Raw genomic sequence first — 10,939 nt, 5'->3', positions numbered from 1 at the left:
GATTGTTGGGTATTATTTTAAGAACTCTATAAAAAAGGCCGGACAGTAGTGAAAAGATATTTATGTTGTGTCAGTTCGTAGTCCGCCTAAGGCGGATAAACTGACACATTTTGCTTGCTAAGAAGATAGGCAGGTCACGTCCTCAGCGGCGGATGCCCTATTTCACTACGATCCGTCTAAATAGTAGACACACAAGAAGATATTAATTATCCAACCGCGCAATCAGGCTTTATTTTCCATCATTAAACAACACTGCCGATTCGCATTCCGGCCAATTAGGCGGCGCTTCCGCAGGAAGGTCATCGGTTGTCAGCCACATAGGCACCTGCTCGGGGCAGTATTCAATAATACCGTTTCCTTTGAAATAGTTTACAAGCCTGGTAACATCACTACCAATTACAGCACAATCACCATTAGCATCCGCCGATGCCCAGAAGCCATTTAGAAAACATGCCGGACTGGTTTCGACGCCCCGGAAATAGTTCACTAAATAGATGGCATCTGCGCCAAGAACCGCCGGCGGCCAGATTCCATTATACATGTTGATATCGCCGGGAAGGTAAGCTAAACCATCGCCGGTTACATGCAGCGTAATATCGATATTTATAATCGAATCAACCGGCTCGTTGGAAATCACAGTTAACTGACCATAATATGAACCTTGTTCAAGTAAAAGCGCATCGAAAATAATAGCAGCCGTATCCGGCGCGCCCTCAGATGCAATAGAGCCGGTATCCGGGTATTCCGTTAACCAACTCTGGTCATCAAACAGGCTGTATTCTAAAGCGCCGGAACCGTTATTGGTGATAATCAACTCTCTAACCTGAGTACTGCCCGGCATAACCGCGGCGCTAAATGAATACGCGCTCAATTCAATTTCGGGAATACCTATGACATTTAATTCAATCGGCAGAATAATCTGCGAATCGAAAGGATCATTAGAATTAACAGTGATAGCGCTCGAATAATTCCCCTCGGCTAATAATAATGCATCTAATCTAATAATTACCGTATCTGCTTGGGATGCCGGAACATTTCCTGCTTCCGGAATTGCAAAAATCCATGGTTGATCATCATCAAGATTAAAATCAAGATCGGCAGTCCCGATATTTGATATAATCAGCTCGAAATCAGTAAATGAGCTAACCAATACCGTGTCGTAGATAGCGTCTGTATTCAGTTCAATGTTAGGAATCGTCGCATCCTCGACAACCAGCGATACGGGGATATTTACGATAGGAGTATCGTAATCATTCGAGGTAATTGCAGCCTGTCCTGAATAAGTTCCGGGTATTTCGCTTGATGCATCAAGCATAACTTCGAGCGTATCGATTTCTCCGGCGAGAATTGACCCGCCGGCCGGCAGTACACTCAGCCACTCATCAGTGATATCAAGAGCAATATCATTGCCGGAGCCATCTAAATTCTTGCTTGTTTTTCTATTTTGATTTACAGGAACGTTCATGATTGAAGCATCTGCGTTTGCCTGCTTTTCAATACCATTACCGCTAACCAAACTGAAAGTTTCCGAATATGCGGAATACACAAGCATCCCATCTCCCATGTTTTCAAGATATATGTAGCGTGTTATTGATTCTCCCGTTAAGAGCGTATCGCTTATAGAAGCAGGATAGGCGTATACATCAGGATTATAAACATGCAGATTTGCAGCTATATTCCCCGATGGCGTATTCGGGTCGTTGGATGTGAAATCGACATATCCGATATAATCGCCGGCAGATAAGCTTGAGGCGTTAATCGTTAGCGCCAGAATTGCGCTGTCTTGGGCATCGATGTTGTATGGACCGCCATTGAATTCCAGCCATGACTCAGCAGAGGTGAAATCAACATTAAGCATTATTCCGCCAGTATTGTAAATTACAATATCATGCAAAGCCAGGCTGTCGATATACAATGAATCCAACACCGAAGCCGGTAAAAATGATATCTCGGGTAAGCCGACATATAGGAAAACGAGAACATAATTTGCTGGTATATCCGGGTCATTCGAGATGTAGTCAATTGCACCCATATGTTGCCCCAACGACAAACCGGCTGCATCCAAGGTGATTTCCAATAGAGCGCTGTCGGATGGCTCGACATAGAACTGACTGTCGGCAAGTTCAAGCCATGTTTCGGCGGTATTAAATTCAATTGATAATGTTGTATCGCCATGATTATAAATCGTTAGATAGCGAACAGTCTGTTCGCCCGGAGATAAAGTATCATGAACCGACGTTGGCAGCAGCTCAAGATCCGGGTAAGGCAGCTCGGTAACCACTATCGTTACCGGAATATCGATATCAGGAGTATCGTAATCATTGGAGGACACTGCAATATTGCCTGTATAGGTTCCCGCCGTTTCGCTGCTGGCATCTAAAGTTATCTCAAGCGTATCAGTCTCGCCGGCATTTAATGAGCCGCTTGGCGGCACAACATTTAGCCAGTTATCGGTAATATCAAGTGTTAGGCCGTCTTCCGGAGATAAAATATTCTTTTCATTTTTATTAGTATTTTCATTCGCATTTTTTATCGAGTTTAATTTTGCTCCGTTGTTCTCAATTGATTGAAAGCCATTATCCAAACCAAACAAAACATATGTTTCAAAACTAACCGAATAGTCAAGCACACCAGCGCCGGTATTTTCTAATATAATATACTTTGTGTGCATATCGCCTTCCCGAAGCGTATCAGTAACCGATAACGGGTCTGCATCTATTTCGGGATTATAAACGAACAGCGTTACAGGAATGCTGCCGCTGGGTGTAACCGGGTCATTGCAAGTGAAATCAATCTCGCCATTATGGATACCGGGAGCTAAGCCATCGGCATCTAAGGTAACATTGATATTTACATGGTCGTTATATTCGATATTATACGGTCCGCCGTTGAAATCAAGCCATGACTGTGATGTGGATAAAGTTACATTAAGCGTTCCCACGCCATAGTTATAAACAGTAAGTAAATGATATGAAATATGTCCCGGCGATAAGCTGTCATTAATATCTGATGGTGAAATTGAGATTTCCGGGTCGGGGTTTATCGGGTCATAATAACCATCGATAATTATATCATCGATATTCCAGCCGCAGTACTGCCATGAACCGTCAGTTGTACCAATCCCATAACGGATTTGGAAAGCGGAATTGCGGTCGGCATATAAAGAGATATCATGTTCCTGTAAATTCCAGGATGATTCGTCTATCGTTGCAGAACCATTATCAAATAACGCAATCCATGACGTGCCGTTATACACCTGCAAATAGACATTATCGTAGTTATCGCTTTCGATTCCAAGCCAACGGTAGAAATCGAAATCAACATTATAATAATCAGCGCAATTGATTATCGGCGAAGTTGCCCAGTATGTTGAAGTCAAGCTGGCGTTATAATCACCGCCGGTTCCGGAACCCAAATCATTGCCGAGCACTTGGTTGTCCGAGCTTGGGCTATGGTCTGTCGAGGGATCGGGACCACCGTAACCATCGTCGCCGACGCCTCCTGTTGCAGGTCCAATCGTCCATTCGCCATTGCCGCCGAGTCCCGACCAACCCTGATCGGTTGAGAAATCATCCTGATAGATGATGGTTTTGCCGCCGATAGTCAAATCGAAATTAAGGTTTGCTGAATAGCCATTGTTGGCGCTTACGGCGATGCCAAATGTCATCTGGCAGCCGTTGGGACAGGAACTATCAGCAGTTACCGTATAAACATTAGCAGAATTGTTAGCAGTCCCCCCGCTGGCTGAGATGTCGCCATATACACCGTAATCATCACTGATGCTTATGTGTGAATCACTTTCGGAAAGCGTTCCGATAACCGAGCCTGCCAATGCCGAACCGTTATTCTGCAAAGTTACAACTAAATTAGCTGTTTCATCCGGGTCTAATCTGTTATTGCTATTGCCGGAAGCATCATCAACAGTTACAGAGTAATATTGCACAACCGGCGCATGAGCAGTATCTGAAAAATCGCTTTCCCATACATCGCGCGCATTGCCGGTTACAGTTACATCAAAATAGATAGTGTGATTATCCGGAACATTGCTGTCGACAGTAAACGCAAACGCATCGGCGTTATAATCGGTGCCGTCATTGCCGAGGATTGTGCCGTATGATTCTGTGCTGTCGGTTATGTTAATGTATGAATCATTAGAGGATAAAACGGCAGAAATGTTATAGCCGTCATCCAGACCGATATTTATCAACTGCATGCCCATAAGGATACTTTCGCCGTTGTTTATCAAACCGTTGTTGTTGCCGGAGGCATCATTAATATCATGGCTGTCATAAACAACATAAGGACCGGATATATCGACAACATTCACGCTGTCTATATCAGGCCAGTAATTGTGAGCTGTTGCCGTAACTTTCATAACGCCTGTTGAGGTAGGATTGATAGGCAGGGTAACACTTCCGGAAGACTCAGTTCCAACCTTATAGACCTCGCTGTTTTTCCATAAGCATACTCTGGCATTAGATGGCAAATTACTCACTGTAAAATTGGAATTGCCAATCGAAACGCTGTTGTCATAGCTCGGATTCATTGTCGAGGGGCTTTCGGTAAAAAGGTCAATACCGGGATCGCCTATGGAGTTTAAAGAATAGGTTAGCCATCTCATAACCGCATCGCTGTCATCCTCGCTGTAGCATATTGATGCTTTAGCCGCCTTATGCGAGGCCGCCACTGCGCCCATCTTGTATGGATAGCCGGAAGGAACTTGTGAATGAGATGCGCCGCTGAATAAATAGGTATAGAATTCATCGGCGTATTGAAATGACGGACCATGATTATCAGACTGGTTGCTCCAGCCCCAGCCATAACGGCTGCTTCCCTGATAGACAACCGCGCCGCCATTGCCATTGCGAATAAACCCCTCAGATAAACAGGGGTCGCTGGTAAAACCTCCTTCGATATCGAACGCGTTGGTAATGCAAGCCATAGTATAAATGACGCCCTGCTCATTCGAGTTTGTCAAAGCTAAAGCATTGCTCGAATAGAACCCGCCGCCGCCTTCCATACCCCAAACAGTCTGGCTGCCGTGAGTTGCCATAAAGAAGTAGTGATAACCGCTGTTAAACTTGGCGCTTAGATTGGAGACAGTAACATCATGACCGGATCCGCCGAAATCTGTGTTGGTATCATAAAACCTGACTCGGCTGTGTCCCGACCAATTTGGCGAGATATAATCGTTCCACATTTTCTCGCATCGCCAATCGGCATCCGAACGGCTGCTCCAGGTGTTCCACAATTCGACGCCGCTTAAAAGCATGGGGTCGTTAAAACCCGATGCGGGATGATTTTTAATATAGTCAAGAGTCTTATCAACGAAATTTACCGCATGCGAGGATGTGCGCACCGGAGCCCTTGATAAAAACACTTCGGGATATAGATCGATTCCATCGACAGATTCACCTACTCTGCTGTCGCTATCGGAATTCCAGTTGAATGTATTATCATGGCAGGCATAGAAAAGATCCGTAGGAATTGTATTATCCGTAGTTGAGCCGCTATTGACAGCTCCCCAGCAATTTTGATCCGGAATGATAGTGTCATCACCGCCTAGAAGAACATATATCGTCCCTTTATTATCGGCATAATCTTTAATACAGGCTTTCACCTTAAGCTGATTTGAGGCGCCGGAATAATTGCTTTGTATATACGTGTAGGCTACAATTTCAGCCGGCCAGCCTGATAGAGTGTACCAATCGGCTAAGGGCTGAAATGATGAGACTAAACTGCTTGATGTGATAATAAGGTACTTGACATCATTAGGGTCGACAGGCGATAGTATTGACGGCATATCAGTAATTTCGGCAGGATTTTCTACCATAAATGAAGCGACCGCGCCAAATTCCGGCGCCGGACTAAACCGTGATTGAGCGGATGCATATTCAATCTCAACAATCATTTTTTGCAGAAATTCCACTTGTCCGGAATGAGGATAATATCTTAACGGATAAACCGTAAAACCGCCCATAGCGTAGCCGCGCATGTTTCCGCCGCCGGTGAACACAAACGCTTCCGCTGGATACGGCTTATCTGAGGAATAGATTTCGGAGTTGCGCACAATCTCTGGCATCGGACCGCTATAGGAAAAAGGAACAGGCGTTGGCGCCGGGCGAATATCATAATTGCCGTCAAGCAAAACCCAGCTTTCATCGATAACTTTGATATCGATTATCTGCGAACCAAAAGGCGCGCCAAGCTGACCTGATTTCGATGGCATGAAGGGATCGCCGGGTAAACCGGACATATTGCATCCCTTGAGTTTGAGCAAATCGCCGTATTGGTCGCCGCTTTTTTGAAGAGCATTTTGGTCAAATGAGAATTCGTATGTTGATGCCCCTGCTCCCGCTAATGCTGTTGTCAGCATCAGGAAAATTCCCGCTAATGCTAATTTCATTGACATTTCCCTCGCCATGATTTTTTAAGCTTTATTTTCGGTAAATAATTTATAGTTGGCGATTAATTTGCCCATAGACGATTGCTAACCGCCATATTTTTTTTCTTCATTACTAATCGTTAAGTTAATTCGATTGAAGTACATTTTTATTTTAAAAGAAATTGCAACTGCACAACGTTTTATAATACATATAAATACACTATTTGTCAATTTCTATTTTACATATTTTGAAGAGCATGATAGCAATTGCGGATTAATGTTATAGCATAATAAACGGAGAGGTAGGAATTCGAGGAGAGGTATTTTAGCTAACTTTTTATTATTCAACAAAATAGCTATAATCAGTTGATATTTATGCGTTTAGTTCTGTTAAGTTGCATTAAGTTCCGTCGAGTTCCGTTAAGTTAAATGAAGTTCGCTGTTAGAAAATTGTTAGAAAAAATGTGAATATTTTTAACCACCTAAAAACATTAGTGTCCGGTAAAAAATAAATAAACAGTCTGGCAATCCTCGATAAATGGGATTATATACCCCATGAGCTTAAAAATTACAGAGGAGAACCAGACCATGAGACAAATTAATACAATTATAACAGAATTGCTAAGACTTTTTCCGAGATATGAATTTGAAAAATTGGAAAAGCAATATAACGGCAATCGTTACACCAAATATTTTACAAGCTGGCAACAGTTAATCGTATTGTTGTTTTCCCAGATTGGCGGAAAAGACAGTTTACGGGAGATTGAGATATCCTTGAAAGCTCATAGAGCCAAATGGTATCATATCGGGTTCAAAGATATCAAGAGAAGCACATTATCTGATGCCATGAACAACCGTTCTTGCGAGATTTTCGAGGGACTTTTTTACAAGCTTCTGGAAAAGTGTCGATTGGTTACCCCTAAGCACAAGTTCAGGTTTAAGAATCCTTTGTTAAGTTTAGATTCTACTGTAATCGACCTGTGTTTATCAATCTTCCCCTGGGCAGTATTCCGCAAACGCAAGGGAGCGATAAAACTTCATTATCTCTACTATCATAGCGGTTCGTTGCCGTCTTTTTTGGTAATGACCGACGGTAAACATCACGATATTCGGGTTGCCCGGGATGAGGAGAAATTAGATTTGGCTTTGTTGCCGGACAGCATCCTGTCTATCGACAAAGCTTACATTGACTATAACTGGCTGTATAGCTTAGAGAAACGTAGTGTTTATTTTGTTACTCGAGCTAAGGATAACATGGCTTATGATATTACCGGACAGCATAAACCGATAAAGAATAAACATGTTTTTCGCGATGATATTGTCATGTTGAAAGGGCATTATTCTAAACAAGATTATCCCGATCGATTGCGAATCGTTGGCTACACCGACCCGGAAACAGGCAAGAATTATGAGTATTTTACCAACAACTTTACCTTAGCGGCTAAGACAATTGCCAATATCTATAAGTCTTGTTGGCAAATAGAATTGTTCTTCAAATGGATCAAACAGAACTTAAAGATTAAATCGTTCTTAGGCACAACGCCGAATGCGGTGATGCCGCAAGTCTGGGTAGCTATGTGCTATTATCTGCTTCTGATTTATATAAAATATCAAACCAAATTTGCTCATTCAATCACCGAATTGAGCCGCATGATCAAAGAAGTGTTAATGGCAAGAACTATGCTAATAGATATCTTGTCGCTAAATGCTAATACGCTGAAAAAAATCAGAGATCCGGTTCTTCAATTATCATTATTTTAACCGGACAGTAATGACCTAAAATATTAAATTTATTATAATTAGCTTTTTGTTTATCATTTTTTAATTGACAAGATATCTTCTATGCATATTCTATTTCAAAGATATTCTGATTATTAACAACTCCATATTCAAAATAACCTTGACAAACCCTGTATAATATTTGTTTATTAGTTTCTGTTTTAGGAAACTTTAATGTATTTAATTTGGGGTTTATCTTGACCATTCTAAGGTCATTTTTGATTTTACTTCTGGTCGGCAGTTTATTTTTTTGCAAGTGATTTTGGTTTCACTAAGGAAATTTCTCAGCCATCTGCGGCTGATTCGCTTATTCAACCTCCACTAGAACCTATTATTGATGCGGATATAAAAGTTCCGTTAATTGATTTCAAGGATGTTAAGGTTAAGGATATTCTTATTGCTTTGGCTAAAACTCATGGCTTGAATTTCTGGGTATCGCCGGAGATAATCGATATCGGTTCGGTATATCTGGAGAATGTCCTCTTGGTTGATGCTTTGCAATTTATTGTGGAACGTTACAATCTGACTTACAGCAAAGAAGGCAATATAATATCATTCTTTCAGACCAAACCTGTTCCTATTGAAATACCTACATATGTTAATTGTGTTGATGGCAAACTGACAATCAATGTTAAGGATTTACTATTAAATGAGTTTATCAATATGATTATTGACAGTTGCGGCTGTAATGTTGTGCTTGAGCAGGGAACATCGGGGGTAATCACAGGTTATTTAAGGGATGCGGATTTTGAGCAGGGTTTAATCGCGGTTTTAGATGCCAATAATCTTAATCTTCGTCGAGATGAAAACATTTATTACATTTCATCTTATGCAGCGCAAGAGAGAAAAGTCAAACGCGCTTTCGGTATTAATGTAGACAAAAACAAAGTAAGTTTGAATGTTGCCAATGTTGATTTGCGATCATTAATTGAGGATTTAGCAAGTAAATTAGGATTGGATATTTTTATTTATGGCAATATAGCAGGTACAGTTACAGCATCGGTAAAAGATTTATCTTCAAAGAATGTATTCGATTATATTTTAAACGATACAAATTATACTTACAGAGTTGTGGATAATGTATATTTCTTTGGTTCATCGACCTTACCTGAAGTAAACAAATCATCACTTATAAAACTTGAGAATATGAAAGCTGAGAATATTATTGAACTAATTCTGTCCTGGTTCAGCGCGAATTGGACTTTTCTTGTTTAGAAGTTAGCACTATTTGATTGTTTTATCAACTTCTTTTTTTAGTTGTCATCAATACATTATTTCTAATTCGGCATTGGCCTGATCTATCAATTTATCATTTGATCGTTTTTGCTTTCTGGTATGGAATAAGAAAGATGGAATGTTAACATGCCACGACCTCTTCGAAAAACACCTGATGAGCTGATGCAAGAAGCCTTCTGGACCAGGCGGGATATTATCCGACTGTTTAGTAAAGCTCCAGCAACAATTGATCAGTTTATCAATCATCCCGAGCCAAAGAAGCGGCTGAAGGGTTACATGATAAACGGTGAGTTTTAGGCTGAGAAAAAAGTCGTATTAAAGTATTTTGAATATAAACCATTTGGAAAGGAGTAGTAGAAATGATACAGCAAAATCATATAGAAGGGCAGGGTATCAGTTATCACCTTTACTTTCTTATTTCTATTCAACAGCAACAACTTAGAAGAACTTGAAGTATGGCTACATTATTTCGAAAAAGAATATATGGTCACTGGCATATAAACTATCGGTTTAAAGGCAGACAGTTTCGAGTTTCTACTGGCACAGCAGTAAAAAAACTTGAAGCTGATATAATAAGAGGTATTCATGATCCATCCCCCCAAAAACTCCAAAAAAATAGTATCCCTGAATTTTTCAGGCGATATACTGAATTTTCCAAAACCACAAAATCATCTGCTACGCATTTATCTGATAAATATCGTTTTAAGCAATTACAGGAATACTTTGCACGAGAAGGTATAAAATTCCTTGAGGAGATATCTCCGAGTAAAATTCAACAATTTCAAATATTTATTTTGTCAGATTACAATAAAAGGTTATACAACAATTTTCTGACTTTGCTTAAATCTATGTTAAACAAAGCAGTTGAATGGGAAATCATTAAAGGCAATCCTATAAAATCTTGCAAACCATTAAAAACCCCAAAGATAATCAGATATTTTTCTCTTGAGGAAATTGAATCATTACAAACATTAGCCGAACCGCCTTTAGATCTCCTTCTTGATATTGCTATCTATGCTGGCTTGCGACGTTCTGAATTATATTATATAAGATGGAAAGATATTGATTTGAAACAAGAGTTAATTCACGTTAGAGCTCATGGCAAATTTGTGCCAAAAAATAAAAAGCCAGGCACAGTACCAATAAATCCAAAGCTTCTAGAATCACTAAAACTAGTTTATCCAAAAGATAAAAAAGCTGATTTGGATCAATATGTTTTTGCTGATTTTCATAATAACCATTGAATTAATCCTACTCAAGAATTATCTAAAAGATTCGGTAAGTTAGAAAAGCAAGCCAAAATCAAGAATGCTGGACTCCATGTTTGCCGTCTTACATTCGCCAGCCATTTAGTTCAAACGGGAACACCTTTATTAGTTGTGAAGGAACTCCTACGTCATTCTGATATCCAGTCAACAATGGTGTATGCTCATCTTACTCCAAACCTTCACAGAAAAGCTATTAGGAATTTACTATTTTAGCCCCAATACTGTTCACTTAATGCTTGCAAATTAGGTAGAAGTATGATATTCTTTCGGA

The 10,939-nt window shown here is 40.5% G+C and carries 6 protein-coding genes; 5 read left to right on the top strand and 1 reads right to left on the bottom strand.

The window, feature by feature from the left end; all coding sequences use genetic code 11:
- Positions 1-229 precede the first annotated feature (229 nt).
- Positions 230-6,412 carry a hypothetical protein gene (locus J7K40_10575; protein ID MCD6162843.1) on the bottom strand — a complete coding sequence of 2,061 codons (6,183 nt, stop codon included), beginning with the start codon at positions 6,410-6,412 and terminating at the stop codon, positions 230-232.
- A 561-nt stretch (positions 6,413-6,973) separates the two neighbouring features.
- Between J7K40_10575 and J7K40_10570 the strand changes: the two genes are divergently transcribed.
- From J7K40_10570 to J7K40_10550, 5 genes are all read left to right on the top strand, one after another.
- On the top strand, positions 6,974-8,146 hold the full coding sequence (locus tag J7K40_10570; GenBank protein ID MCD6162842.1) for an IS4 family transposase: 1,173 nt from the start codon (positions 6,974-6,976) through the stop codon (positions 8,144-8,146).
- A 420-nt stretch (positions 8,147-8,566) separates the two neighbouring features.
- The gene (locus J7K40_10565; GenBank protein ID MCD6162841.1) at positions 8,567-9,379 is read left to right on the top strand and encodes a hypothetical protein; all 813 of its coding nucleotides are present in this window, start codon (positions 8,567-8,569) and stop codon (positions 9,377-9,379) included.
- Positions 9,380-9,526: 147 nt separating this feature from the next.
- Positions 9,527-9,697 carry a hypothetical protein gene (locus tag J7K40_10560; GenBank protein MCD6162840.1) on the top strand — a complete coding sequence of 57 codons (171 nt, stop codon included), beginning with the start codon at positions 9,527-9,529 and terminating at the stop codon, positions 9,695-9,697.
- 158 nt (positions 9,698-9,855) lie between these two features.
- Positions 9,856-10,644 (top strand): tyrosine-type recombinase/integrase, encoded by a 789-nt coding sequence (locus J7K40_10555; GenBank protein ID MCD6162839.1) that lies wholly within the window; start codon positions 9,856-9,858, stop codon positions 10,642-10,644.
- Positions 10,645-10,881, top strand: a complete 237-nt coding sequence (locus tag J7K40_10550) for a tyrosine-type recombinase/integrase (protein MCD6162838.1) — start codon at positions 10,645-10,647, stop codon at positions 10,879-10,881.
- Positions 10,882-10,939: the final 58 nt, after the last annotated feature.

Source organism: Candidatus Zixiibacteriota bacterium (assembly GCA_021159005.1).
In the GTDB taxonomy this organism is placed as follows: domain Bacteria; phylum Zixibacteria; class MSB-5A5; order UBA10806; family 4484-95; genus JAGGSN01.
The sequence above is the reverse complement of the archived record's forward strand: the minus strand, read 5'-3'. Positions and strand labels throughout refer to the sequence as shown.

Coding starts and splice junctions, on each gene's coding strand:
- J7K40_10570 (MCD6162842.1), top strand. CDS start 6,974: ATGAGACAAATTAATACAATTATAACAGAATTGCTAAGACTTTTTCCG.
- J7K40_10555 (MCD6162839.1), top strand. CDS start 9,856: ATGGCTACATTATTTCGAAAAAGAATATATGGTCACTGGCATATAAAC.
- J7K40_10560 (MCD6162840.1), top strand. CDS start 9,527: ATGCCACGACCTCTTCGAAAAACACCTGATGAGCTGATGCAAGAAGCC.
- J7K40_10575 (MCD6162843.1), bottom strand. CDS start 6,412: ATGTCAATGAAATTAGCATTAGCGGGAATTTTCCTGATGCTGACAACA.